The sequence below is a fragment of the Stenotrophomonas lacuserhaii genome, from assembly GCF_014836545.1.
In the GTDB taxonomy this organism is placed as follows: domain Bacteria; phylum Pseudomonadota; class Gammaproteobacteria; order Xanthomonadales; family Xanthomonadaceae; genus Stenotrophomonas; species Stenotrophomonas lacuserhaii.
In genome coordinates, this window is the sequence record NZ_JACSQS010000004.1 from 42318 (window position 1) to 67103 (window position 24786).

18 protein-coding genes are annotated in these 24786 nt (G+C 67.7%); 10 read left to right on the plus strand and 8 right to left on the minus strand.

From position 1 onward, the window contains the following. Positions 1-193 precede the first annotated feature (193 nt). Positions 194-2485: an NADP-dependent malic enzyme gene (locus H9654_RS05660; RefSeq protein ID WP_191769699.1), complete on the plus strand. Its 2292-nt coding sequence runs from the start codon at positions 194-196 to the stop codon at positions 2483-2485. Positions 2486-2671: 186 nt separating this feature from the next. On the opposite strand, the gene H9654_RS05665 is transcribed toward H9654_RS05660, so the two are convergent. Together H9654_RS05665 and H9654_RS05670 are read right to left on the minus strand one after the other, a co-directional pair. After that, positions 2672-3376, minus strand: coding sequence for a basic secretory protein-like protein (locus H9654_RS05665; protein ID WP_191769700.1), 705 nt, complete (start codon positions 3374-3376; stop codon positions 2672-2674). Beyond that, positions 3373-6717, minus strand: coding sequence for a GH92 family glycosyl hydrolase (locus H9654_RS05670; protein WP_191769702.1), 3345 nt, complete (start codon positions 6715-6717; stop codon positions 3373-3375). The genes H9654_RS05665 and H9654_RS05670 overlap by 4 nt, the downstream gene beginning before the upstream one ends. A 214-nt stretch (positions 6718-6931) precedes the next feature. Here H9654_RS05670 and H9654_RS05675 point away from each other — a divergent pair, with 214 nt between their 5' ends. Genes H9654_RS05675 through H9654_RS05685 form a run of 3 tightly spaced genes read left to right on the plus strand, consistent with a single transcriptional unit; the run spans position 6932 to position 9570 of the window. After that, positions 6932-7129: a zinc-finger domain-containing protein gene (locus H9654_RS05675; RefSeq protein WP_042614687.1), complete on the plus strand. Its 198-nt coding sequence runs from the start codon at positions 6932-6934 to the stop codon at positions 7127-7129. A gap of 16 nt (positions 7130-7145) precedes the next feature. Then, the gene (locus H9654_RS05680) at positions 7146-8261 is read left to right on the plus strand and encodes a glycosyltransferase (RefSeq protein ID WP_191769704.1); all 1116 of its coding nucleotides are present in this window, start codon (positions 7146-7148) and stop codon (positions 8259-8261) included. Further along, positions 8242-9570 (plus strand): O-antigen ligase family protein, encoded by a 1329-nt coding sequence (locus H9654_RS05685; RefSeq protein ID WP_191769705.1) that lies wholly within the window; start codon positions 8242-8244, stop codon positions 9568-9570. The genes H9654_RS05680 and H9654_RS05685 overlap by 20 nt, the downstream gene beginning before the upstream one ends. Before the next feature lie 382 nt (positions 9571-9952). Here H9654_RS05685 and H9654_RS05690 read toward each other — a convergent pair whose 3' ends face one another. Next, positions 9953-10870: an LpxL/LpxP family Kdo(2)-lipid IV(A) lauroyl/palmitoleoyl acyltransferase gene (locus tag H9654_RS05690; RefSeq protein WP_191769707.1), complete on the minus strand. Its 918-nt coding sequence runs from the start codon at positions 10868-10870 to the stop codon at positions 9953-9955. A gap of 70 nt (positions 10871-10940) precedes the next feature. Here H9654_RS05690 and waaA point away from each other — a divergent pair, with 70 nt between their 5' ends. Next, complete coding sequence (gene waaA, locus H9654_RS05695) at positions 10941-12260, plus strand: lipid IV(A) 3-deoxy-D-manno-octulosonic acid transferase (RefSeq protein ID WP_191769709.1); 1320 nt, start codon at positions 10941-10943, stop codon at positions 12258-12260. A 129-nt stretch (positions 12261-12389) separates the two neighbouring features. Next, a complete protein-coding gene (locus H9654_RS05700; protein WP_191769711.1) occupies positions 12390-13355 on the plus strand; it encodes a hypothetical protein in 966 nt (321 codons plus the stop codon). Positions 13356-13418: 63 nt separating this feature from the next. Here the strand turns inward: H9654_RS05700 and mgtE are convergent, their stop codons facing one another. Then, complete coding sequence (gene mgtE / locus H9654_RS05705; protein WP_191769713.1) at positions 13419-14804, minus strand: magnesium transporter; 1386 nt, start codon at positions 14802-14804, stop codon at positions 13419-13421. A gap of 69 nt (positions 14805-14873) precedes the next feature. Then, the gene (locus H9654_RS05710) at positions 14874-15542 is read right to left on the minus strand and encodes a hypothetical protein (RefSeq protein WP_191769715.1); all 669 of its coding nucleotides are present in this window, start codon (positions 15540-15542) and stop codon (positions 14874-14876) included. 210 nt (positions 15543-15752) lie between these two features. Between H9654_RS05710 and H9654_RS05715 the strand changes: the two genes are divergently transcribed. Together H9654_RS05715 and H9654_RS05720 are read left to right on the plus strand one after the other, a co-directional pair. Then, on the plus strand, positions 15753-16010 hold the full coding sequence (locus tag H9654_RS05715; protein WP_191769717.1) for a hypothetical protein: 258 nt from the start codon (positions 15753-15755) through the stop codon (positions 16008-16010). A 45-nt stretch (positions 16011-16055) separates the two neighbouring features. After that, positions 16056-17015: a hypothetical protein gene (locus tag H9654_RS05720; protein ID WP_191769718.1), complete on the plus strand. Its 960-nt coding sequence runs from the start codon at positions 16056-16058 to the stop codon at positions 17013-17015. Positions 17016-17150: 135 nt separating this feature from the next. On the opposite strand, the gene H9654_RS05725 is transcribed toward H9654_RS05720, so the two are convergent. The 3 genes from H9654_RS05725 to H9654_RS05735 all read right to left on the minus strand — a co-directional run bounded on the left by H9654_RS05725 (position 17151) and on the right by H9654_RS05735 (position 20002). Beyond that, positions 17151-18509, minus strand: coding sequence for a TolC family outer membrane protein (locus H9654_RS05725; protein ID WP_191769720.1), 1359 nt, complete (start codon positions 18507-18509; stop codon positions 17151-17153). Between the two features lie 16 nt (positions 18510-18525). Beyond that, entirely contained in the window at positions 18526-19173 is a 648-nt protein-coding gene (locus H9654_RS05730; protein WP_191769722.1) for a protein-L-isoaspartate O-methyltransferase family protein, read from the minus strand. A gap of 139 nt (positions 19174-19312) precedes the next feature. Further along, on the minus strand, positions 19313-20002 hold the full coding sequence (locus H9654_RS05735) for a TetR/AcrR family transcriptional regulator (RefSeq protein ID WP_191769724.1): 690 nt from the start codon (positions 20000-20002) through the stop codon (positions 19313-19315). A gap of 121 nt (positions 20003-20123) precedes the next feature. On the opposite strand from H9654_RS05735, the gene H9654_RS05740 reads away from it, so the two are divergent. Further along, entirely contained in the window at positions 20124-21263 is a 1140-nt protein-coding gene (locus H9654_RS05740) for an efflux RND transporter periplasmic adaptor subunit (protein ID WP_191769726.1), read from the plus strand. Between the two features lie 4 nt (positions 21264-21267). Beyond that, positions 21268-24435 (plus strand): efflux RND transporter permease subunit, encoded by a 3168-nt coding sequence (locus H9654_RS05745; RefSeq protein WP_191769728.1) that lies wholly within the window; start codon positions 21268-21270, stop codon positions 24433-24435. The last annotated feature ends 351 nt before the right edge of the window (positions 24436-24786 follow it).

The following is a 24786-nucleotide window of genomic DNA, read 5'->3' on the forward strand; positions in this document are numbered from 1 at the left end:
CCGCAGCTTTTTCCGCGCTGCCAGGCATTCGTTGTCACACCCGCGCAGGGGCGCAGCGCGATGCTTGGCGGCACGCTGGAACCGGCAGGGTTGGTGCGCTGCAGCACGCGCGCGACAGCCCCGCGACAGGTCCAGCTCGTACAACGGGGGTATGATCCCCTGTCCCTCTTGCCCATTCATGTGCCCAACGTCGATGTCCAAAGAAGATTTCAAACAGGCCGCCCTCGATTACCACCGCATGTCGCCGCCGGGCAAGATCAAGGTCACGGCGACCAAGCCGATGCTGACCCAGCGTGATCTGTCGTTGGCCTATTCGCCCGGCGTTGCCTACGCCTGTGAAGCGATCATGGCCGACCCGCAGCAGGCCAGCGAGCTCACCGCCCGCGGCAACCTGGTGGCGGTGATTTCCAATGGCACCGCCGTGCTGGGCCTGGGCAACATCGGCCCGCTGGCCGGCAAGCCGGTGATGGAAGGCAAGGGCGTGCTGTTCCAGAAGTTCGCCGGCATTGATGTGTTCGACATCGAAATCGACGAGCTGGACCCGGACAAACTGGTCGACATCATCGCCTCGCTGGAGCCGACCTTCGGTGGCATCAACCTGGAAGACATCAAGGCGCCGGAATGCTTCATCGTCGAGCGCAAGCTGCGCGAGCGGATGAAGATCCCGGTGTTCCATGATGACCAGCACGGCACGGCGATCATCGTCGGTGCGGCGGTGCTGAACGCCATGGCGATCACCGGCAAGAAGATCGAAGAAGTGAAGCTGGCGACCACGGGCATGGGCGCGGCCGGCATCTCCTGCGTCAACATGCTGGTGCAGCTGGGCCTGAAGCCGGAAAACATCCTGGCCTTCGACCGCGACGGCGTGATCCACACCGGCCGCACCGACCTGGATCCGGAAAAGGCGCGCTACGCGCGTGATACCGACAAGCGCACCCTGTCCGAGATCGTCGACGGCGCGGACATCTTCCTGGGTCTGTCGGCGCCGGGCATCCTGACTGCCGACATGGTCAAGACCATGGCGCCGGATCCGGTGATCTTCGCGCTGGCCAACCCGACCCCGGAAATCATGCCCGAAGACGTGCGCGCGGTCCGTACCGACGCGATCATCGGCACCGGTCGTTCGGACTACCCGAACCAGGTCAACAACGTCCTGTGCTTCCCTTACCTGTTCCGCGGTGCGCTGGACGTGGGCGCCACCGCGATCAACGAAGACATGAAGATCGCCTGCGTGCGCGCCATCGCCGCGCTGGCGCGTCGTGCGGCCACCGACATGGGCTCGGCCTACGGCGGTGACACCCCGAGCTTCGGCCGCGAATACCTGATTCCGCGCCCCTTCGACCGCCGCCTGCTGGTCGAGTTGTCCGCCGCCGTGGCACAGGCGGCGATGGATTCCGGCGTGGCCACCCGGCCGATCGCCGACATGGCCGCCTACCGCCAGAAGCTGTCCGAGTTCGTCTACCGCACCAGCTTGATGATGAAGCCGGTGTACGACCGCGCGCGCACCGACAAGCAGCGCGTGGTGTACGCCGAAGGCGAGGAAGAAGTGGTGCTGCAGGCGGTGCAGAACGTGGTCGACGAGGACCTGGCGCATCCGATCCTGATCGGCCGCCCGGACGTCATCGAGGCGCGCATCGAACGCTTGGGCCTGCGCCTGAAGATCGGCGAGAACATCCAGGTCACCAACATCAACGATGACCCGCGCTTCAACGAATACTGGCAGTACTACCACGCGCTGACCGGCCGCCGTGGCGTCACCGTGGCCGCAGCGAAGAACCTGATGCGTTCGCGCCCGACCCTGATCGCTGCGGTGATGGTGGCGCGCGGTGAAGCCGATGCGCTGCTGACTGGCGTGGTCGGCCGCTTCCACAAGAAGCTCGGCTACGTGCGCAGCGTGCTGCCACTGGAATCGAAGGTCACCTCGACTTCGGCGATGACCGGTGTGATCAACCAGCAGGGCGTGTTCTTCTTCGTGGACACCCACGTGCAGGAAGATCCCACTGCCGAACAGCTGACCGAAGCCACGCTGCAGGCGGCTTACCGCATGAAGTTGTTCGGCATCGAGCCGAACGTGGCGCTGCTGTCGCACTCCAACTTCGGCAGCCACGATTCGAAAGACGCGCTGAAGATGCGCCAGGTGCGAGAGATGCTGCTCAAGCGTAATCCGCGCTTGAACGTGGACGGCGAGATGCAGGGTGATACCGCGTGGGATGAAGCACTGCGGCAGAAGCTGCTGCCGGGCTCGACCCTTAGCGGCCGCGCCAACCTGTTCGTGCTGCCGAACCTGGAAGCGGCCAACATCGCCTACAACCTGGTGCGTGTGTTCACCGACGGCGTGGCGATCGGCCCGATCCTGATGGGCGTGGCCAAGCCGGCGCACATCCTGACCAGCAGCGCGACCTCGCGCCGGATCCTGAACATGACCGCGATCGCCGCGGTGGATGCGCAGATCCGCAAGCAGCTGGAGGCTGAAAAGAAGGCCTGAGGCCTTCTCTTCAACCTCCGCTGCCCGCGCATTCCCCCTTATCCCCGCGCCGTTGGCGCGCCCCGTTGAACAACAAGGGGGCTCTGCTTCGGACAGGATGCGGAGGCGGGTAGTGTCGAGCTTGCTCGACACCGGTAGTGCCGACTTCAGTCGGCAGTGCGGTCAATGAGCCGACTGAAGTCGGCTCTACCGATGTGTTTCAGCAGCGTACGCGGCCCACAGGGCGGGCAGGGGCTGGCCGGTCTGCTCCTTCCATAGTGCCGGTGTATACGCGCCGCTGCGCAGCGCGTCATCGAGCGCCTTCACCAGGCCCGGATGGGCCGCCTCGCTCCATTTCAGGAATGCACCGGTTACCCGGTAGCCGGTGTCGAAATTCTGCCCGTCCTTCACCGCCAGCGGCAGCGCCCAACCGGCGGCGGCGTTGTCCACGCCGTAGCGGTCGCGCGCATAGTCGGCGATGCCTTCCACCAGCCAGCCGGGGACCCGTTCGTTGGCGTACTCCGGGTAGCCCTGCACGATGTGCATGGCTTCATGGGTCACCAGGTCGGTATCGCCAGGGTGCTTGGACAGCCACGCCGGATTGATCGTGATCGTCGCCGCCATGGCCTTCTCGCCGACAAAGGCGATGCCGTCGTATGCCGGATCGATCACGATGGCGGCCTGCGTCGGCGCCATCGGATGGAAGTCGGCGCGCTGCGGCACGTAGGCCTTGAAGAACGTGTCGATGATCCGCTGGCGCATCGCCTCCGGCAGCGCATCGTGGGCGTCCTGGTAGCGCAGGGTCACGCCGCCCCGCTGCTGCGTCGCTTCGAAGGCACACGCGGCAGGGGAGGCGAGCAGGCACAGCGCAGCCAGTGCGCCCGGCAGCAGGCGGAGCGAAGCACGGTTCATGGTGTCGTCCCCGCGGCCAGCAGCTCTACTTCCGCCAATTGCATCCGTCCGGGCGCACCGATGCGCAGGCGGTACTCGGCATAGCGGCCCGGCTTGGCGATGCGGAACGGACGGGTCTGCCGGGCCCAGGCGAAGTCCTCGGCGGTGCGTGTATCCAGCGTGGTCCAGCGACCGCCGGCGGTACGTGCTTCCAGCGTCCAGGCGCCGCCACGGATGCTGTTCTCGCCACTGGTCAGGGTGTACATCGACGGCGCACCGTCGGCGATGCCGCTGAACACCACCGTGGCCTTAGCGCCCAGCGGCGCGGCCGTCGTGGCGTTGTCATCGACCAGCGCGTCCAGTGCGCGACCGTCTTCCAGCCGCGCCTGCGCGCCCTTGGCCAGCAGGTCATGCAGCAGGGCAGGGCGCTGGCCGCGTGCGGTCAGCGACGGCAGGACATCGCCTTCGCCGGTGCCCCAGCGCGACGGCTGCGGACCCATCTGGAAGTCCAGCGTGGCGCCGGCGGCGACGATGTCATGCGGCAGCCAGGTCTTCGTCCACGGCTTGCCGTTGACCTTCAAGGACTGCACGTAGACGTTGGCCGGGGAGTTGTCCGCCGCATTGACGGTCAGCACCGCGCCGTCCTGCAGGGTGACCTTGGCGTGCCGGAACAACGGCGAGCCGATCGCATACTCCGGTGCGCCCATCCGTAGCGGATACAGCCCCAGCGAAGCGAAGACATACCAGGCCGACGTCTCGCCGTTGTCCTCGTCCCCCGGGTAGCCCTGGCCGATCTCGCTGCCCACGTACAGGCGCGCCAGGATCTCGCGCACATGCTTCTGGGTCTTCCACGGCTGGCCGGTGTACAGGTACATCCAGGGGATGTGGTGCGAAGGCTGGTTGCTGTGGGCGTACATGCCCATGCGCACATCGCGGGCTTCGGTCATTTCATGGATCAGCCCGCCGTAGGAACCGGCAAAGGCGGGATCAGCGGTTTCCGGCGTGGCGAAGAACGTATCCAGCTTGGCGGCCAGCGCCTCGCGCCCACCGTACAGCGCCGCCAGCCCTTCGCCATCGTGGGCGGCGGTGAAGGCGAACGTCCAGCCATTGGATTCGGTGTAGTCATGGCCCCAGACGCGTGCGTCGTAGTCCTTGGCAGCCACGCGCCAGCTGCCATCTTCGCGGCGACCCTGGAAGAAACCGGCGGCCGGATCGAACATGGTGGAGTAGGCCGCTGCCCGGTGGCCGAAGTAGTCCGCTTCGGTGGCGTAACGCTCGCGCTCCGCCGTCGAGCGGGCGTCGCCGGCGAGCCGGGTCGCCATGTTGGCGATGCCGAAATCGTTGAGCGCCCCTTCCATCGTCCACGACATGCCCTCGTGCACGTCGGCGCTGGCAAAGCCGGTGAAGGGGGAACGGTCCATGCCCTTGCGGCCGACATGCCGATCCGGCGGCACCACGGTGGCATTGCGCAGCGCCGCGGCATACGCGGTATCGACCTCGAAGCCGCGCACGCCCTTCAGCCAGGCATCGGCGAAGGCAACGTCCGAACTGGTACCGACCATCAGATCGGCGTAGCCGGGCGATGACCAGCGCGCGACCCAGCCGCCGGCCTTGTACTGTTCCAGGAAGCCCTGCACCAGCGTGCCGGCATCCTCGGCGCGGAACAGCGCATAGGCGGGCCAGGTGGTGCGGAAGGTGTCCCAGAAGCCGTTGTTGACGTAGACCTTGCCGTCGCGGATCGGTGCGAAGCTGCGCACCGCGCTTCCGTCGGAGTCCTCCGCTGCGCTGGCCTGGCTGGCGTAGCGCCACTCCGGCGCCTGTGCGGTGCCGACGTTCTCGTGGCCGGAATTGGGGAACAGGTAGAGCCGGTAGAGGTTGGAGTACAGCGTGGTCTTCTGGTCCTCGCTGGCATCGCCGATGTCGAAGGCACCCAGTCGCGCATCCCACGCATCCTGCGCGCGGGCGGCGACACGTTCCAGGTCGTCGTCGGCGCTCAGTTCCAGGGCCAGGTTGTGGCGCGCCTGCTCCACCGAAATCAGCGAGGTGGCGATGCGCATGTTGACCTGGCGATCGCTGCCTGCGTCGAACTTGATGTAGCCGGTCGGGCGCCCGGTCTGCAGCGTGCCACTGCTGCGCCACGGACGGTCGAAACTCGCCACCACGTACATGCGCGTGGCGCCGTTGGACAGGCCGCTGCGGGTATCGGTGTAGCCGGACAGGGTCTGGCTGGCAGCGTCCAGGGTCAGCCCGCCGCGCGCATCGACATTGTCGAACAGCAGGTTGGCATCGCCCGTGGCCGGGAATTCAAAGCGGAACAGCGCGGCGTGGTCGGTCGGTGCGATCGAGGCGGCGATGCCGTTGTCGAAGCGCACGTCGTAACGATGCGGACGCGCGTTTTCCTGGTCATGCGAGAACGCCAGCGCGCGCTTGGCGCGGTCCGCTTCGGGCACGCCGCGGCTGGACGATGGCATCACCTGGAAGGTCTGCCGGTCGCCCATCCAGGGGCTGGGCTGGTGGCTGAGCGACAGCGCCTGCAGGCGCGGGCGGTTGTCGGCGTCGTTGTGCTCGTTCCAGCGGTACAGCCAGTTCAGCACGCCGGCGTCGGTCACCGGTGTCCAGAAATTGAAGCCATGTGGCACCGCCGTGGCGGGATAGTTGTTGCCGCGCGAGAAGCGCCCGTTGGATTGCGTGCCCCGCGTGGTGAGTACCCGGTCTGAGGGCCGCAACGGGGCCGCCGAAGGCGCTGCACCGAGCTGCACATCGTCGATCCAGCCGGACACCGGCTTGCCGGCTGCGCTGGCCACTTCCAGCTCCACCGCCACCACGCGGCGGCCGCGCAACGCGGGCACATCGCCCAGGCGCACGGCCTTGTGCGCCCACTGCTGCGGATACAACGTCTTCGAATCGCCCTGGGCGGTAGCACCCAGCGCGAACCCGTGCTGGTCACGCACGGCGCTGGCCGACACCCGCTGGCCGTCGTCAAGCAGCAGGTCCAGCGAAACATACGTGGAAGCGACGGTATCGCCGTCCACGATTTCGGGCAGCACCATCCAGCTCAGGGTGGTGTCGGCGTCGATCTGCTGGTCGGTCGCCAGCAGCACCTGGCGGGCGGTGCCACCGGTGCTGCGGTACTGCAGGGCGCGCTGTCCGCTGTAGCCTGCGCCGGCCTTGGCCGCGTAGGGGTCTGCCGGGCCGGCCCCCACGCGCAGGCTCAGCGCGCCGCTGGCCGCCGCTGCAGGCATCGCTTGACCGGCCTCGAACGAGGTGGAAAGCGCGGCCGCGTGGGCGGCGGGAAGCATGGCGAAGGCCAGCGCGAGGCACAGCGGCGCGCGGCGCGCACGGTCAGACGCATTACGGGGCATTGCGGTCTCCTCCCAGAGCAACGCGGACCATCCTGCAACACGCATGTTGGCGCTGACAAGTGCATTTGGTTCGATCCAAATTGGTGCATCGCGCCATATGGAACGATCCAAATATTCGCATCCGCCCACACGCCATGGCCGCCGCCGTCGCCGACCGTGCGTCGCGCCGGGTGCTAGAATCGCAGGCCTGCCAATCCCATTCACGATGCCCGCCATGAGCCATACCGCCACCGCTCCCGCCAACGCTGAAAAGCGTTACACCGTGCACCGCGGCGACCTGCCGCTGAGCTGCCCGACGCCGGAGATGGCGCTGTGGAACTCGCACCCGCGCGTGTACCTGCCGATCGAAGACGAACCCAACGGGGAAGCGAAGTGCGCCTATTGCGGCGCCGTCTTCGTGCTGGCCGACTGATCGGGCGCCCGAGCTGATGCGCCGACTGACCGTGGTGCAGTTGCTGCCGGCGCTGCACTCCGGCGGTGTCGAGCGCTCTACGCTGGAAATCGCCGCCGCGCTGGTCCAGGCCGGCCACCGTGCGTTGGTGGTGTCTGCCGGTGGGCGGCTGGTCGAGCCGTTGCTGGCCAGCGGCGCCGAGCACCTCACGCTGGATATCGGCCGCAAGTCGCTGCTGACCCTGCGCCACATGCCGACGTTGCGGCGCCTGTTCGCCGAGGTCGGCGCGGACATCGTGCACGCGCGCTCGCGGCTGCCGGCCTGGCTGGGCCTGCATGCCGTACGCGCGCTGCCTGCCGCGCAGCGCCCGCACTGGGTGACCACCGTGCACGGACTGAACTCACCGGGACGCTACAGCGCGGTCATGACCACCGGTGAGCGGGTGATCTGCGTGTCCGAAACCGTGCGCGGCTTCGTCCAGCAGCACTACCCGACGGTGCCGTCCGCGCGCCTGCAGGTGATTCCGCGCGGCGTGGACACCGCGCAGTTCCCGCGTGTCGGCAGCCACGACAAACGCCCCAGGCTGGCGCTGGCAAAGGACCACCCCTGGCTGGCGGAAGTGACCGCGCCGGTGCTGCTGCTGCCCGGCCGCGGGACCCGGTTGAAGGGCCACACCCACGCCCTGCAGCTGCTGGCACGCCTGCATGCGGCCGGGGTGATGGCGCAGCTGTGGATGCTGGGCACGGACGAGCCCGGACGCGAAGCCTACGTACAGGAACTGCGCCAGCAGGCGCAGGCACTGGCGGTCGGCGATGCCGTGCACATCAGCGCTCCGACCTCGAAGATCGCCCAGGCCTACGCCGCCAGTGACCTGGTCCTGCAGTTGTCCGACAAGCCCGAAGCCTTTGGTCGAACCGTGGTGGAGGCCCTTTCCGTGGGCCGGCCGGTGCTGGGCTGGGACCACGGCGGCGTGGGCGAACTGCTGCGCCAGCTGCAGCCCGGCGGCGCCGTCGCCTTGGGCGACATGCAGGCCCTGGGTGAACGCGCGCTGGCCCTGCTGGCGGCGCCCCCGTCGCTGCCGACACGCATCCCGTTTACCCTGCAGGCCATGCAACGCGACACCCTCCGCCTGTATGCCGACCTTGCCGGCTGACCCGCTGCCCGCCGTGATCGATGATCGCGCCGGCCGCTGGGCGCCGTGGGTTGTGCTGGCGTTCGTCGCGCTGTGGCCGTTGCCCGGCATCGCCGAGGGGGTGCTGGCGCTTGGCGCTATCTATGCGGCGGTGCGCATGGTCACCCGTCGCCTGCAGGGCCAGCCGCGCCTGCTCAGCCCGGCCGCCTGGGCGCTGACCAGCATCCTGTTCCTCGGCTACTGGCTGCCGCAGGCGCTGTCCGCGCTGGATGCGGTGGATCCTTCAGCGGCCTGGACCAAGACCGCAGCCGGGCTGCGCTACCTGCCTTTCATGTGGCTGGTCGCCATTGCGGTGGCCACGCCAGCCCGGCGCGCGTTGACCCTGGGCGGGCTGGCCGTGATCACCGCAGCGTGGACGCTGGATGCCCTGGTGCAGGCGGTCGCCGGCACGAGTCCGTGGTTCTGGTCGCTGGACCAGCTCAAGCAGCTGGCCAGCCAGCGTCCGCTGTGCAGCCCGGAAGAGGCCGCCCTTGCCGACCGCCTGAGCGGCGCGCTGGGACCGTGCAACCTCAAATTCGGCCAGGTGCTGGCCAGCCTGTCGGCCTTCCTGCTGCTGCCCGTGGCGGCCCGTTTCGGCCGTGTCGGCTGGCTGCTGGCTACCCTTGCCGTGGGCGTGGTGCTGCTGTTGGCCGGCTCGCGTGCGTCCTGGCTGACGTTCGCGCTGGTGGCGGCATACAGCGGCTGGCGCGTGATGGGCGGGCGCCGGCTGCTGCTGCTGGCCGCGTTCGCGGTGATGGTGGCAGCGGGGCTGACCTACACCGTTCCGCAGCTGCGTGAGCGCGTGGACCGCACCGCGCAGGCGTGGGAAGGCGATGACGATGGCATCGAGCAGGCGCTGTCCGGCCGTGGCCGGATATGGTCTGCGGCGGGCTGCATGATCCAGGCGCATCCGATCAATGGCGTGGGCGCGCGTGGCTTCCGCGATGCCTATCCAGGCTGCGATCCGGCGGCCGGAAGCACCGGTGTCTGGGGGGCGGGACCGGCGCTGCACGCGCATCAGATCGTGCTGGAAATCCTGGCCGAAACCGGGGTGATCGGCCTGCTGCTGTGGCTGGCGGCGGCCGCGCAGGCGTGGCGGGCATGGCGGTTTGCGCCGCCCTCGGCACGTGAGCGGGCGCGGCCGGCGATGCTGGCGCTGGCGGTCACGGTGTTTCCGTTGAATACCCACCTGGCGTTCCATTCCACGTTCTGGGGTGGGGTCACGGTACTGCTGGCGGCGTTGTTCGCGGGCAGCCTGCTGGCGCGGGACGAGCCGGTTTCCCGCGGCTAGACCCGCTCCACATGCTCAGCGCATGCCGGCTGTCGGTAACGCCGAGCCATGCTCGCTACGTGTGAGCGACGGGCGGTGGGGCTGATCGGGGGACGGCAGGAGCCGCATCCTGTGGGCCTCGTTTCGCGCCATCCATGGCGCTCAACGCCCCCCCCCCCCCCCCCCCCCCCCCCCCCCCCCCCCCCCCCCCCCCCCCCGATAGAGTACGGTGGCCGCTTGCCACGCAAAACAAACACAAGCGGTAGCGCTGAGCCATGCTCGGCGGATTTTGCTTTGGCTTCTGCTCTGCTCTTGCTTTTGCTTTTTCTCTCCAACCCGGCGGAGCCAGCATCCTCCCCCACCTCAGCCTATTGAACGATCACAGCAGCGCGCGGACCGTCATTCACTCGTAATAGGAACTGCGGCCGCCGGGTTGCCGCTTGAAGCGGCGGTGGATCCAGAGGTACTGGTCCGGGGCCTCGCGCACCATCTGTTCGATGGCCTGGTTGACCCGCGCGGTATCGGCTTCCACGTCCTGGGTCGGGAAGTTGTCCAGCGGTGCGCCGACCTTCAGGTAGTAGTCGCCGCCTTCGCGGCGATGGAAGTACGGCACGACCGCGCAGCCGGTCATGCGGGCCAGCTGGTGGGTGGCGGTGATGGTGGCGGCGGTGTGCCCGAAGAAGGGCACGAACACGGTGTCCTTGCCACGCATGTCCTGGTCCGGCGCGTACCACAGGAACCCGCCTTTCTTCAGGTGCCGCACGCTGGCGCGGATGTCTTCGTTGGCGAACATCGCCGTGGCATAGCGCAGCCGGCCGAACTTCACTGCCCATTCGTAGACCGGATTGCGGTGCTTGCGGTACATGCCGGCCAGCTCGACGTGGTCGCACAGCAGGCGTCCGCACATTTCCAGGGTCATGAAATGGCCTGAAACCAGCAGCACGCCACGACCTTCGGCCTTCAGCCTGTGGAGGTGCTCCACGCCTTCCACGTGCACGCGCGGGCGGATGGTGGCGATGCTTCCCCACCAAGCGCGGGCGAACTCGAAAATGCCCACGCCGAGTGCATCGAAGCTGTCGCGCAGCAGGCGTTGGCGCCATGCATCATCCTTCTCCGGGAAACACAGCTTGAGGTTGACCTCCGCCGCCTTGCGCCGGCTGCCCGCCAGCCGCCAGCTGACCCAGCCGACGCCGCGCCCCAGCGCACGCTGCAGCATCCACGGCAGCCGGGCGATGGCGAAGGCGCCGAGCATCACGGCGAACATGGGCCAGTTGCGCGGATCGCGCAGCGAAGGACGGGGGGCGGTGGTGGCATCGGACATGCCCCCATTCTACCAAGGCCCCATGGGCGGGCCGCGTGTCTTTCACCGGGCCCTCCCGTATCCTTCCCGCATGCGCAAAGACCCCGTCGAATGGATCCTGCGCGGCCTGTATTCGGCCGTGCTCTACCTGCTGCTGCCCATTACGGTGTACCACCTGGTCTGGCGCGGTTTCCGGGTGCGGGAGTACTTCCAGCGCTGGGACGAGCGCTACGCTTCCTATCCGGATTCGAGCTGCCAGCCACGTGTCTGGCTGCATGCGGTATCGGTCGGAGAGGTCAACGCCGCTGCCCCGCTGGTCAATGCACTGCGCGCGCTGCGACCGGACATCCGCTGGGTGGTCACCACCATCACCCCGACCGGCTCGGAGCGCGTGCGCGCGATCTGGGGCGATGCCGTGGACCACGTCTATCTACCGTACGACGTGCCCGGCAGCGTCGGGCGTTTCCTCAACCATTTCCAGCCCAGCCTGGCCTTGATCCTGGAGACCGAGCTGTGGCCGAACATGCTGTTCGGTTGCCGCAGCCGCGCGATCCCGGTGTATATCCTCAATGCCCGGCTCTCGGCGCGCTCGCTGCGCGGCTACCGCTTGCTGGCCGCGCTGATCCGGCGTGCACTGCGCACCGTCACCTTGGTAGCAGCGCAGTCCGATGATGATGCCGCGCGCTTCGTCCAGCTGGGTGCCGATCCGGCGCAGGTGCAGGCCTTGGGCAACCTGAAGTTCGACATCGCCGCGCCCAACGTGCAGGCCTTCGTCGAGCAGTTCCATCGCAGCGTGCCGCCGAAGCGACCGGTATGGATCGCCGCCAGCACGCACGAGGGCGAAGAGCAGGCGATCATCGACCTGCACCGGCGCCTGCGCGTGCAGCATCCGCAGCTGTTGCTGCTGTGGGCACCGCGCCATCCGGAACGCTTCGCCCGCGTCGATGCGCTCGCCCGCGAACAGGGCTGGCAGGTGGCTACACGTCGCGCGCAGCAGTGGCCGCAGGTCGACAGCGATGTGTTCGTGATCGATACCCTGGGTGAGCTGATGTCGTTCTATGCGTGTGCCCAGGTTGCCTTCGTGGGCGGCAGCCTGCAGGCCATAGGCGGCCACAACCTGTTGGAGCCTGCGGCGATGGGGACCGCGGCCGTCACCGGTCCGCATCTGCATAATTTCGCCGAAATCTCGCGGCGCATGCTCGAAGCCGATGCGCTGCTGATAGGACAGGACGTGCAGTCGGTGGGCGAACACCTGCAGCACCTGCTGTCCGATGCGCAGGCGCGCGAAGACATGGCACGCGCAGGCTGCGCGCTGGTCAGCAATGGCAGAGGTGCCTTGAAGCGCACGATCGCCCTGGTGGAACCGCAGTTGCCGCCGCCGCTCTCCAGCGCTGCGTCCGACGACTGCTGACGCGATCCCGGCCGTCGCGGCGACGCATCGGCCGCGCCGGCTTCATTTCAGATTTGCCCGATAGGGCGCCCTGCAGCGGCGTCCTAGCGTCCACGAACAGGCATCTGCCTGCTTTTCGTGGAGAACGCCATGGTGCTTCGTCTTTGCCTGCCACGCCACCGCCGTGGGGTGCGCCTGGCCATCGCCCTGCTCTGGTCGATGGCTGCCTGCGCGCAGGCGGCCGGCGTGCAGGATGTCCCGCATTTCATCGGTCCGCTGGCGACGCCGGCGCCCCCGTTGCCGAAGGGTGCTCTCAACATCGAACCCTACGTCATCTCCAGCCGCTCGGCGGCCCGTTTCGATGGCGATGGCCATCGCCGGCGCAGCCCGGCGCCGATGCACTGGAGCACCTCCATCCCGATCCAGTACGGGGTGACCGACCGGCTCAGTGTCGGCGGGACATTGCGCGGGCAGTACAACAGGCTGGCCGGCGGCAGCCGCGCGCTTGCCACCGGCGATACCACCGTGGCGGCGTCGTTCGGGCTGATCGATGCTGGCGGGCCGCACCGGGCACGCCTTGCGCTGACCGCGCGGCAGCGGCTTCCCACCGGTCGCCACGATCGGCTGGAGCGGCGCGACGTGCCCGGCAGTGGTACCGGCGCGGCCTCCACCACACTGGTGCTGCATGGCCAGGCCTACCTGCTCGAGGGACGGCTGCGCGCACGGGCCAGCGTCGACTGGACCCTGCCGGGGGCACGCGCACGCCTGCGCGGGCGCAGCGTGTACGGCACCGACACCGGGTTCGATGGGCGCATCCGGCTGGGTCACGGATCCGGGGCCACGGCATCGGCGGAGTTCAGCGTGGCCCCACGTTGGACGCTGGTGGGCGAAGTGCTTTACGAACAGGACGGCGGCTCGACACTGCGCGGCGACCAAGGACATGGCAGTGCCGAACGCCGACAACGGCCCTCGATGTGGCGGCTGTCCGTGCTGCCCGCCGTGCAGTACCACCTCAGTGACCGGGTCGGGTTGATCGGTGGACTGCAGGTGGGCGTGATGGGGCGCAATGCGACCGCGCTGGTTGCGCCACAGATCGCGATCAACATGGGATTCTGAAACGTCAGGTGGAGTGCAGCGCATCGTGGGGATGCGCTGCGCCCCGCCCGCATCGTGCTTGCCTCAGGCGCCCGCGCCGACCAGCTGGTCTCCCAGCAGGGCCCAGGCGAAGCCGAAGTAGACGAACACGCCAACCAGGTCCATCACCGAAGTGATCAGGGGCGATGACAGGGTGGCCGGGTCAGTGCCCATGCGACGCGCAAGGAACGGCAGCAGCGCGCCGATGACGCCGCCCAGTGCAGTGCACACCAGCATGCTCAGGCCGACCACCAGCAGCACGTCGACACCCACGCCTTTGCTGAACCAGGCCAGCACCGCTTCCAGCAGCGCGATGGTGATGCCCAGCATCGCCGCCACCGGCAGCTCGCGCTTGATGACGAACAGGACATGCCGCCAGTTGAGTCCCAGTTCGCCCAGCGCCATGCTACGGATGACCAGCGTGGCTGACTGGCTGCCGGTGTTGCCCCCCATGTCCACGATCGGTGCGATGAACGCGGCCAGCACGATCGCCTGGCTGAGCAGTTCTTCCTGCGCGGCGACGAAGGTACTGGTGATGATGCCGAAGAAGGTGAGCACCGCCAGCCAGAACACGCGGACACTGAACATCCGCCGCAGCGGGGTGGCCATCATGTCCAGGTCCGTGCCGCCCGCCACCGCCGTGCCGCCGAAGCGGGCCAGCTGGTTGGCATCCTGCTGTTTGTCGATGTCCATCGCATCATCGACGGTGACGATGCCGATCATGGCCTGGCCGGCATCGAGCACCGGCACGGCCAGCAGGTCATAGCGGCGGATCAGCTCGGCGGCCTGCGCGCGCGGCCACGCGGCCTGTACGGAGACCGGGTCCGGCCGCACCAGGCTGGCCACCGTCGCATCGCCGGCGGCGACCACCAGGTCGCGCAACGACACGGTCCCCTGCAGTCGACGCTGGTCGTCCAGGACGTAAAGGGAGTAGATCGTCTCGCTGCTGGGGGCGAGGGTGCGGATATGCGCAAGCGCCTGTGTGACGGTCTGGGCGCTGTTGACTGCGACGAAATCGGACGTGGTGACCGAGCCGATCGACTGCTCGGGATAGGCGGAAAGCGTAAGGATGTCCTCGCGCTCCACGCCATCCAGCCCGGCCAGCAGGTCCGGTCGGGACAGCGCGTCGAGACGATTGAACAGATCCGCCCGATCATCGGCGGGCATCCGCTCGACCAGATCGTAGACGGCCTGCCGGGGCAGCAGTGCGATCAGTTCATCCTGCTGGGAGAAGGCCAGATGGGCGAACAGGTCGGCCCGCTGCTGCGGATCGAGCAGCAGCAACAGCGCTGACAGTGACTGCGCGGAGGTGCACAGCAGAGCTTCGGCGAGGTCGGAGGGATGCGATGCACGGACCAGCGTCGCGAAGCCTTCGCGGTCGGGTGCATGGGCAAAGCGGCGCACGGCGAACATCAGCTCTTCACGGTTCATCGTGATGATTCCTTTTTTTCTGGTTGAAGGAAGGGGGAATGCGGGGGGCGACGCGCGTCGCGGAGACGCTCAGCGCGACAGCGGCAGGTTCAGGCCGACGGTGATCCACGACGTGCCGGTTCGGCCATGCAGGCGGCCGGCCAGCAGATCCAGCGATGCCTCGCCGGGCAGGTGACGGCGGATGCCCAGCTGGCTGCTGAGATGGCGGGCCGGGTCGCGTGCGTGTTCGGCCAGCAGCGACCACGTCGGGGCGATCCGGATGTCGACCCCGGCGCCCAGGGTGATGCCGCGTTCGTGGCGTGATCGGCTCCATCCGGCGTTGAAATGCGCGGCGGACAGGGCCTGCCGGTCCAGTGCAACGCTCAGCGGAAGATTCAGTGACCAGCTGCGTGCGCCGCCCTGCCGGACATCGCCCGCGGTTTCGATGGATGCGGCCAACTGCAGGCGTTCGTCGTGCCAGTGACTCACTGCGCGTTTGGCACCCAGTGCCCAGGGCACGGCCCCTTCACCACGCAGATGGCTCAGCCCCAGCGACAGTTCGGTGCCGGACAACGTGCAGGCCGGCACGGCGGTCAGTTCCCGATGGCTGGCATGCTGGCGCGTCCAGGATTCCACCTGGCAGGCCCCTTCCGGGGTGGTGCCGGCATCGTCCACCAGCAGGCTCGCGGCAGCGTGCAGCGGGCCGCTGGCAGAGAGGGTCGCCAACAGCGGGGCAAGGCGAAGGAAAGTGAAGCGCATGGTCGTTCTCCGGCAGACGGATACGCCAGCGGCTCCCACTTGGGCCGAAGGTAAACAATGCGATGTTCGAAGTTCAGGCCGCCCACGGCGGGCGGCACCGGGCCCCGTCCTGGCGGACGCGACCTGCCTGGCAGTGTCCGGTCCGCTCAGTAAGCGCAGGATCTACTGTGACTGTCCAAGCAGGGGCCCCCGGGGCGATGAAGTGGGCGCATGGTGTTGGCCTCGATCCGGTGCGTCAAGCAGGATGCGGTGCATGCGCTTGGTTTCGTGCGTGCCAGCACGCTTCTGCCTCGGAGGGGCGTGCTGTTCTCGCCTCAAGACAAGGTGGATGCGACATTGATCAGGCGACGTTTAGCGCTGCGCGCGCTGCTTTCAATAGGCTGCCTGTTTCTATTGAGAACATTCGATAGCTTTCAAATTCTCATCTCCCCAACTTCCCGCATGTCCGCGTGGCGGAAGTCCGCCTAGCGTCATCAGGGCAGGCAGATGCTTGTGTCGAGGAGAGAAAACATCATGTCCGATCGCGTCAACCGCCGTTCCGCAGGGACCGTGGTCGTTATGCTGCTGGCATCCACGCTGCCCAGCCACGCCGCCGCCGAGGGGCCGCGCTTTGCCGGCCCGCTGCTCAGCCCCGCACCGCCACTCCCGGTGGGCATGCTCAACATCGAGCCCTACCTGATCAACAGCCAGCTGCGCGGCCTGTATGACGAAAAAGGCAACCGTCGCGATGCCGGTGGTCCGGACGGCTGGTACCTGGCCGTGCCTGTCCAGTACGGCTTGCATGAGCGGGTGACCATCGCGGCCAGCTTGAACGCGTCCTACAACCGGGACGACGCCAACGAGCGTGCCTTCGATATCGGTGACACCACGTTGTCCGCGCTGTTCGGGCTGTACAAAGGGCAGGGCGTGCATCGGCCGACGCTGACCCTGGCCGTCCGCCAGAGCATCGCCACCGGGCATCACGACCGGCTGGAAGATCGGCCGATCTCGGTCGCCAGCGGAACCGGCGTGGGCGCCACCAGCCTCGGCCTGCACGGCCAGGCCTACTTCCTTGACGGGCACCTGCGGATGCGCGTCAGTACGTTGTGGCGCACGCCGGGCGCCAATGCAGGCGTGCGGGGCCAGAGCGCGTTCGGCACGCCGGTGGGCTTCGATGGCAGGGTGCGGCTGGGAGCGGCAGTGACCAGCCTGCTGGCGGCAGAGTACAGCCTGTCGCCCACCTGGGTGCTGGCCGGCGAGCTGCTGCATGAGCGTGAAAGCGCCGGCAGCGTGCACGGCAGGGTGGCCAAGGCGACGGGGAGCGAGGAGATGTACCGACGCGATCCGGCCAGTTGGCGGTTCTCGATCGTTCCGGCAATCCAGTACCACTGGAACGACCATGTCGCGCTCGTCGCCGGCGCGCAGGTGTCGCTGGCCGGCCGCAACAGCAGCGAGGTGTTCGTGCCGCAGGTAGCGGTGAACATGGGATGGTGAGCGCGTTGGCCGGTTGCATGTGACGACCAGCGGTCCTCACCCAACAGGCCGCCCAACCGATTGACGGCCAGCGGCCGTCACTACCCGAAAGGCCACCCGCATGCGGGTGGCTTTTCATGTTCACACCGGCCTGGGTCAGTTGTTGACCGTGGTGCTCGGGTTGCCGGCGTCGACGGTCAGCAGACGGTTGATTTCCTGCAGTTCGGCGATGTCCAGCGCGCCGACGGCCTGGCTCAGCAGCAGGCGGTTCTGCAGGAAGGTGTAACGCGCGTTGGCGTAATCCAGCTGCGCCGAGAACAGGATCCGCTGGTTCTGGATCACGTCCAGCACGGTGCGGGTACCCACTTCCAGGCCGACCTGCGATGCATCGTAGGCGCTCTGCGCGGAGACCACCGCCAGGCGGCGGGCTTCCACTTCACTGATGCCCGCCACCAGCGTCTGGTAGGCGTTGCGGGTGTTGCGGTCCAGTGCACGCTTCTGCTGTTCGTAGCCATCCTGCGCGATGTCACGCTGGGCCAGCGCCTGGCGGACCGCGGACTGGGTGGCGCCGCCGGCGAAGATCGGTACGTTCAAGGTCAGGCCGACGCTGTTGGTGCGCGTATCCGGGCTCAGACCGCCTGCACCGGTGCTGTCACCCCAGGTCGCGCCCTGGCCGACGCTGGCACCCAGGGCAAGCGTGGGCAGGTGGCCGGCACGTGCGGCCTGCACGCTGGCTTCGGATGCATTGACCTGCAGTTCCTGCGCCTTCAGCGCCGGATTCTGCGAGACCGCACTCTGCACCAGCTGGTCGACGTTGCCGCGGTTGGCCGGCACTTCCGGACGGAAGTCTTCCGGCAGGCCGCGCAGGTTGGTCACCGGCTGGCCGGTCAGTTCGGTCAGTGCCTGGTAGGCATCGGCCAGGGTGTTCTGCGAAACGATGGTGTTGGCACGTGCCTGGTCGTACTGGGCGCGCGCTTCATGCACGTCGGTGATCGGCGCCAGGCCTACTTCCAGCCGTTTGTCGGCGAAGTCGAACTGCTTCTTGGCGGCTTCTTCGTTGGTCTTGGCCGCGTTCAGTGATTCGATCGCCACCAGCACGTTGAAGTAGGCCGCCGAGGTACGCACGATCAGGTCGTCGTTGGCCGAATCGAGGTTGAAATCAGCCGCACGGCTCAGTTCGCGCTGGGCGCGCAGGGTGCTGAACTGGCTCCAGTTGAACAGCGTCTGGCTGCCATCGATGGTGTAGGTGCGGCGGCGACTTTCGAAGGTACCGGTGTTGTTGCCGCGGTCTTCGGTGCGCGTGCGGTTCAACGAGGCGACGCCGTTGATCTGCGGCAGCAGGGCGGCGCGTGCCTGCACGGCGCCTTCCTTGTCGAACAGCCGGGTGGATTCGGCAGCGGACAGCTGCGGGTCGCCATTGCGGGCCATTTCATAGACCTGCAGCAGGTCGGCGGCATGGGCGGACAGCGGCAGCAGGACGGTGGCCAGCGCAATAGCGAGGGTTCGGCGGATCATTGCGGCTTCCTTGGACTCAGAGGTGGAACTGGGGGGCCGGCGCGGCACCGCGCAGGTAATCGATATCGGTTTCGAACAGCGATTCGGTGCTGCCATCGGCCTTGACCAGGATCGCTTCCATCACCGGCGAGCGGCCATGGATGATGTACAGGCGACCCCCCGGACGCAGCCACGAGGCGAACTGTGACGGCACGCGGTCGACGGCGCCAGTGACACAGATCACATCAAAACGGCGGTCGGTCTGCCAGCCCAGGGCGTCGGCGACTTCCACGCGCACGTTGGTGCCCAGGCCGGTGCTGTCCAGGCGTGCACGCGCGGTGGCGGCCAGCTCCGGATCGATTTCCAGGCTGAGCACTTCGCGCGACAGCGCGCCGAGACAGGCCGACAGGTAACCGCTGCCGGTGCCGATTTCCAGCACTTCCTCACCCGGCTGCAGGTCCAGCGCCTGCAGCGTACGGCCTTCCACCACCGGCTTCATCATCTTCTGCCCGCCGTTGAGCGGCAGTTCGATGTCGGCATAGGCCAGCGCACGGTGCGCCTCGGCCACGAAGGCTTCGCGCGGCAGGCGCGCCAGGACGTCGAGCACCTTGATGTCCAGCACGTCCCAGGGACGGATCTGCTGTTCCACCATCAGTTCACGGGCGTGTGCGTAGTCAATCGTCATGAGGTTCCAATCCAGCGCAGTGGGCCGGCCATTTTACCGGTGCCGGAGGCCGTCGGCGCACCCGGAGCATGTATTCAGGGCGGCCGGGGTCGCAGTGCCGGAAGTCATCGCGACCTCCGGCTTGTTCAGGTTGTGGGTGTCAGTCACCGCCCGGGCCCGCGTGGGCCGGGTGCGGCACGTAGGCGCGCAGGAAGAAATCCACGCTGGCCGCCACGTGCCGACCGGCATCACCGGCTGCCAACGGGGGCTGCAGGCCGCACATCATATGCGTATGCAGTTCGCCCTTGACCAGCGTCATCAGCTGCAGGGCCGCGGTAGGAAAGTCCTGGATATCCAGCTCGCCGCGCGCTGCACGGGCGCGCAGGAACTCGGCCAGCGCCTCGGTGGTGCGGCGGGGCCCGGCCTGCCAGAACATCTCGCGCAGGCGGTCATCGGTTTCCGGCGCCATCATCACGCGCTGCACGGACACCGCTGCATCGGAGGTGATCAGCTCGAAAAACGCCTCGCCGATGCCCAGCAGCTGGTCGCGCAGGGGCCCCTCGGCATCGGCGACGAACAGGGTATCGGGCAGCATCTCCACGCATTTGGACTTGACCGCTTCGGTGAACAGCGATTCCTTGTCACCGAAATGGCTGTACACGGTGAGCTTGGACACCCCGGCCTGGGCGGCGATGGCATCCATGCTGACGCCGGTGTACCCCTGCTCCACGAACAGCGCCTTGGCCGCTTCCAGGATGGCGGCACGCTTGCCAAGGTCCTTGGGGCGACCCGGGCCTGCGGTCTTGCTGGCAGGTTTAGGCGCATTCTTGCGGGAGAAGGGACACATCATCGGCGTAATAGTAGACCAAGCGGTTCGATATTTATACTATACCGCCGGGTTCACTAAACCGCCCGGCGCCGCGCCTCCGCGCAGCTGCCACCACTCGAATGCGTAATCAGGACGAACACCGATGAAGAGCGTGCGCTGGATGGGAATTGCACTGGGAGTGGCCGCGCTGGCTGCCTGCTCCGACAAGCCGGAACCACCCGTCGCCGCCGTGCCGGTGCTGGTGGTGCACCCGCTGGTCGCGGCCGGTGACGGCGCCACGGTGTTCCCCGGCGAAGTCCGCGCGCGGCAGGAAAGCGCGCTGTCCTTCCGGGTTGGCGGCAAGCTGCTGCGGCGGGACGTGGACGCCGGCCAGCGGGTGGTCAAGGGACAGTTGCTGGCCGAGCTGGACCCGGCCGACTTCGCCCTGCAGGCACGCGCGTCGCAGGCGCAGCTGGCAGCCGCGCAGGCCGAACTGGTCCGCGCCCGTGACGACCACAAACGCTATGAAGCACTGGCGGCGCAGCAGTTGATCAGCCGCTCGGCACTGGACCAGCAGGCTGCCGCGTTCAAAGCGGCGCAGGGCCAGGTGGACGCTGCGCGTGCCAATGCCAACGTGCTGGGCAACCAGGCCGGCTATGCGCAGCTGCGCGCGCCCGCCGACGGGGTGATTGCCAGCCGCGAGCCCGATGCCGAAGCCGGGCAGGTGGTGGCGGCCGGGCAGACGTTGTTCACGCTGGCCGCCGACGATGGCCGCGAGGTGCGGATCGATCTGCCCGAGGCGATGCTGCGCGATTTCCCGGTCGGTACGGCGGTGCAGGTGGAGCCGTGGAGCCGCGGTGGGCCGATGCTGCCGGGGACGATCCGTGAGGTCGCCGCCGCCGCCGATCCGCAATCGCGGACCTTCGCTGCGCGGGTCAGCCTGGCCGCCGACGCGCTGGCCGATGTCAGCCTGGGCCAGAGCGCGCGCGTGCATGGCGTGTCCGGAGGCAATGGAAAAATCGCCCTGCAACTGCCGTTGGCGGCCCTGCAACGCGGTGCCGACGAACGCGCCAGCGTATGGGTGGTGGATCCTTCGACCTCGCGCCTGAAGGCGGTGCCGGTGACGGCAGGGGCCTACGGCAGCGATACCGTGCCGGTGCTGAGCGGCATCACGGCAAGTGACTGGGTGGTTGCTGCCGGTGGCCACCTGCTGCGCGCAGGCCAGTCGGTGACCGCGGTGGACCGGCAGAACCGCCCCGTGCTGAAGCCGGCAGCGGCCGCCGCCACCAAGGCGGGGGAGTAAGCCGGTGCGTCGCTTCAATCTTTCCGAGTGGGCGTTGGCCAATCGTCCGCTGGTGTTGTTCGCCATGCTTGCCTTGGCGCTGATCGGGGCGTGGTCCTATAAGCACCTGGGGCAGTCCGAGGATCCTCCCTTCACCTTCAAGATCATGGTGGTGCGCACGCTGTGGCCGGGGGCCACGGCAGACCAGGTGTCGCGACAGGTCAGCGAGCCGATCGAGAAGGCGCTGATGAACACCGGCGAGTACGAGTTCATCCGCTCCTATTCGCGCCCGGGCGAATCGCAGGTCATCTTCGTGGCGCGCGACGACCTGCGTTCCAGGCAGATCCCCGACCTCTGGTACCAGGTGCGCAAGCGGGTCGGCGACATCCAGGCCACGCTGCCGCGCGAGATCGTCGGACCGTTCTTCAACGATGAGTTCGGCGATACCTTCGGCAACATCTACGCGCTGACCGGCAAGGGTTTCGACTACGCGCTGATGCGCGATTACGCCGATCGCATCCAGCTGGAGCTGCAGCGGGTGCCGGACGTGGGCAAGGTCGAGCTGGTCGGCCTGCAGGATGAAAAAGTCTTCATCGAACTGTCCAACACCAAGCTGACTTCGCTGCGCATCTCGCGACAGGAAGTGCAGCAGGCCGTGGCCGAGCAGAACGGGGTGGCCAATACCAGCTTCCTGGAAACCGCCAGCGATCGCGTGCAGCTGCGCGTCAGTGGCCAGTTCAACAGCATCGACGACATCCGCGCGTTCCCGATCCGCGTCGGCCAGCGTACCGTGCACCTGGGTGACATCGCGCACGTGCATCGTGGCTTCGCCGACCCGGCCTCGCCGAAGATGCGCTTCATGGGCGAGGATGCGATCGGCCTGGCGGTGGCGATGAAGGACGGCGGTGACATCCTGGCGCTGGGTTCGCACCTGGATGCGGAGTTCCAACGGCTGCAGAAGACGCTGCCGGCCGGCATGCAGCTGCGCAAGGTGTCCGACCAGCCGCAGGCGGTGGAAGAATCCGTCGGCGAGTTCGTGCAGGTGCTCACCGAAGCGGTGGTCATCGTGCTGCTGGTGAGCTTCTTCTCGCTGGGCCTGCGCACCGGGCTGGTGGTCGGGGTGACCATCCCGCTGGTGCTGGCGATGACGTTCTTCGTCATGCATTACTTCGGCATCGGCCTGCACAAGATTTCGCTCGGCGCGCTGGTGCTGGCACTGGGCCTGCTGGTGGACGATGCGATCATCGCGGTGGAGATGATGGCCACCAAGATGGAGCAGGGCTACGATCGCCTGCGCGCGGCCAGCTTCGCCTGGGAATCCACCGCCTTCCCCATGCTGACCGGCACGCTGATCACCGCAGCCGGCTTCCTGCCGATCGCTACCGCGGCCTCCAGTACCGGTGAGTACACCCGTTCGCTGTTCCAGGTGGTGACCATCGCACTGGTGGTGTCCTGGATCGCGGCGGTGCTGTTCATCCCCTACCTCGGCGACAAGATGCTGCCGGACCTGTACAACCGGCAGCCGCCCAGACCGGGCAGCCTGCTGGGTCGCTGGCATGCCCGGCGGCAGGCGTGGGCGGACCGCTTCCCGGCATTGGCCAACCTGCTCGCGCCACCGGTGCATGGGCACGACCACGATCCGTACCAGCGTCCGTTCTACGTGCGCTTCCGGCGCTTTCTGGAAGGGTGCCTGCGCCATCGCTGGTGGGTGATCGCCGCGACCATCCTGCTGTTCGTCGGCTCGCTGCTTCTGTTCCGTTTCGTGCCGCAGCAGTTCTTCCCGGACTCCACGCGGCCGGAACTGATGGTGGACATCGAGCTGGCCGAAGGCGCGTCGCTGAACGCCACCCGCGACCAGGTTGCCAAGCTGGAGACGCTGCTGGCGGGCCGCGATGGCATCCGCAACTACGTGGCCTACGTCGGCACCGGCTCGCCGCGCTTCTACCTGCCACTGGACCAGCAGCTGCCGGCAACCAACTTCGCCCAGTTCGTGGTACTGGCCAATGACACGCGTGCACGTGAAAGCGTGCGTGACTGGCTGCAGCGCGAAGTGGTGCCCGCCTTCCCGGACGTGCAGATGCGCGTGACGCGGCTTGAGAACGGGCCGCCGGTAGGCTATCCGGTGCAGTTCCGCATTTCCGGCGAACACATCGCGCAGGTCCAGGCGCTGGCCCGCCAGGTGGAAGAGAAGGTGCGCGCCAACCCGCACACCATCAACGTCAACCTGGACTGGAGCGAACCCAGCAAGGTGGTGCGGCTGGTGATCGACCAGGACCGTGCCCGCGTGCTTGGGGTCACCAGCGCCCAGGTCAGCAACTTCGTGGCCAGTTCGCTGGCCGGCGAGACGACCAGCGTGTACCGCGAAGGCAACCGGCAGATCGAGATGGTGGTGCGGGGCGCGGACGATGAGCGGCTGAGCCTGGAACTGCTGGGCAGCCTGCAGATGCCCACGCCCTCCGGTGGCAGCATCAGCATGTCCCAGGTGGCCACGCTGGAGCATGGTTTCGAAGATGGCATCATCTGGCACCGCGACCGCCTGCCGACGGTGACCGTGCGTGCCGATATCGGCGATGGCATGCAGCCGCTGGACGTGGTGCAGCAGCTGCTGCCGACGCTGGAAGGCATCCGCGCGCAGCTGCCCAGCGGTTACCTGCTGGAAACCGGCGGAACGGTGGAGGATTCCGCGCGCGGCCAGGATTCGATCAAGGCCGGCATGCCGCTGTTCCTGGTGGTGGTGGCGACGCTGCTGATGCTGCAGCTGCGCAGCTTCTCGCGCACGGCGATGGTGCTGGTCACCGCGCCGTTGGGCATCATCGGCGCTACCCTGTTCCTGCTGCTGTTCCGGTCGCCGTTCGGCTTCGTCGCCCTGTTGGGCACGATCGCGCTGGCCGGCATGATCATGCGCAATTCGGTGATCCTGATCGACCAGATCCAGCAGGACATCGATGCCGGACATGACCGCTGGGACGCGATTCTGGATGCCACCGTGCGGCGCTTCCGTCCGATCGTGCTGACCGCACTGGCGGCGGTGCTGGCGATGATTCCGCTGTCGCGCAGCGCGTTCTACGGGTCGATGGCGATCTCGATCATGGGCGGGTTGATCGTGGGGACGGTGCTGACGCTGGTGTTCCTGCCGGCGTTGTATGCGGCGTGGTTCCGGGTGCGGCCGGGTGAGGTGGGTCGAACGGGCTGAGCCCCCTCGCGGCTGGCTGCTTGGAGCACGCTGGCTGGTTGGCGCCGGGCGGTGGGGCTGGTCGGGGGACGGCAAAGGCTGCATCCATGCGTGCCTCGTTTCGCGCCATCCATGGCGCTCAACGCCCCCGTCCAGCCCCACCGCCCGGCGCCCTGACGGGTTCCGGGGCCGCCCGCCGCGTATGAAAAAAGAAGAAAAGCGGTAGCGCCGACCCAGGGTCGGCGAGCGCAGCGGGCCGTTGGCGGAACATTCCCGCCGATCATGGGTCGGCGCTACCAATGCGCGTGTCCCATGGCCGCCATGGACCTGTCGAAGGTGGGGCGGGGGGGGGGGGGGGGGGGGGGGGGGGGG